1 rRNA gene is annotated in these 2,013 nt (G+C 58.8%); it reads left to right on the top strand.

The features are described 5' to 3' along the window. A 23S ribosomal RNA gene (locus GCU60_RS13750) occupies positions 1-1,918 on the top strand; the annotation flags it as partial. Positions 1,919-2,013: the final 95 nt, after the last annotated feature.

Below are 2,013 nucleotides of genomic sequence, written 5' to 3'. Positions count from 1 at the left end.
TCAAGTGGTTCCGCGCCGACAATGTAGCGGGGCTCAAGCACACCGCCGAAGCCGTGGCATTCACACTTTTCCCGTCGGATCCCTTGAGGGTCCGGCCAGGTGTGTGGATGGGTAGGGGAGCGTCGTGTGGCGGTCGAAGCGGCGGAGTGATCCAGCCGTGGACGCCACACGAGTGAGAATGCAGGCATGAGTAGCGAGAGGGGAGTGAGAACCTCCCCCGCCGGAAGACCAAGGGTTCCTGGGCCAGGCTAATCCGCCCAGGGTGAGTCGGGACCTAAGGCGAGGCCGACAGGCGTAGTCGATGGACAACGGGTTGATATTCCCGTACCCGCGAAGGAACGCCCATGCTGAACCCAGCGATGCTAACCCACCGACGCCGGTGCGCCCACTTGTGGGCAATCCGGATTAGCTGGGGACCCGGACTGGTAGTAGGCAAGCGATGGGGTGACGCAGGAAGGTAGTCCTACCGGTGAGTGGTAGTACCGGTGCAAGGGTGTGGCCCGTGGGGTAGGTAAATCCGTCCCACACACAGGGTGAGGCCTGACGCATAGCCGAATGAGGCGAATTGGATGATCCTATGCTGCCGAGAAAAGCCTCTAGCGAGTTCCGAGCGGCCCGTACCCCAAACCAACTCAGGTGGTCAGGTAGAGAATACCGAGGCGATCGAGCGAACTGTGGTTAAGGAACTCGGCAAAATGCCCCCGTAACTTCGGGAGAAGGGGGGCCATCTGCTGTGAACCGCCTTGCGCGGGGCAGCGGTGGGTGGCCGCAGAGACCAGTGAGAAGCGACTGTTTACTAAAAACACAGGTCCGTGCGAAGTCGTAAGACGATGTATACGGACTGACGCCTGCCCGGTGCTGGAACGTTAAGGGGACGGGTTAGCCGCAAGGCGAAGCTCAGAACTCAAGCGCCAGTAAACGGCGGTGGTAACTATAACCATCCTAAGGTAGCGAAATTCCTTGTCGGGTAAGTTCCGACCTGCACGAATGGCGTAACGACTTCTCAGCTGTCTCAACCACAGGCTCGGCGAAATTGCACTACGAGTAAAGATGCTCGTTACGCGCGGCAGGACGGAAAGACCCCGGGACCTTTACTATAGCTTGATATTGGTGTTCGGTTCGGCTTGTGTAGGATAGGTGGGAGACTGCGAAGCGGGCACGCCAGTGTTCGTGGAGTCGCCGTTGAAATACCACTCTGGTCGAATTGGATGTCTAACCTCGGTCCGTGATCCGGATCAGGGACAGTGTCAGGTGGGTAGTTTAACTGGGGCGGTTGCCTCCCAAAATGTAACGGAGGCGCCCAAAGGTTCCCTCAGCCTGGTTGGCAATCAGGTGTCGAGTGCAAGTGCACAAGGGAGCTTGACTGTGAGACCGACGGGTCGAGCAGGAGCGAAAGCTGGGACTAGTGACCCGGCACTGGCATGTGGAAGCGGTGTCGCTCAACGGATAAAAGGTACCCCGGGGATAACAGGCTGATCTTCCCCAAGAGTCCATATCGACGGGATGGTTTGGCACCTCGATGTCGGCTCGTCGCATCCTGGGGCTGGAGTAGGTCCCAAGGGTTGGGCTGTTCGCCCATTAAAGCGGTACGCGAGCTGGGTTTAGAACGTCGTGAGACAGTTCGGTCCCTATCCGCCGTGCGCGTAAGAGACTTGAGAAGAGCTGTCCCTAGTACGAGAGGACCGGGACGGACGAACCTCTGGTGTGCCAGTTGTACCGCCAGGTGCACTGCTGGTTAGCTACGTTCGGCAGGGATAACCGCTGAAAGCATCTAAGCGGGAAGCTCGCTTCAAGATGAGGTCTCTCACCGGGTTAACCGGGTAAGGCCCCCGCCCAGACCAGCGGGTTGATAGGCCGGAAGTGGAAGCACCGCAAGGTGTGGAGCTGACCGGTACTAACAGGCCGAGGGCTTGACCACACACACCTACCCACAGCTGTTGCTGCAGGGTGTCAGGTCAACAAGATGATTGTCGCGTCCACTGTGCGGTTCTGAACGCACGAACCATGTCGTTG

Source organism: Blastococcus saxobsidens, from assembly GCF_010682065.1.
In the GTDB taxonomy this organism is placed as follows: Bacteria; Actinomycetota; Actinomycetes; order Mycobacteriales; family Geodermatophilaceae; genus Blastococcus; species Blastococcus saxobsidens_B.
This window is presented reverse-complemented; position numbering and strand designations above follow the sequence as displayed.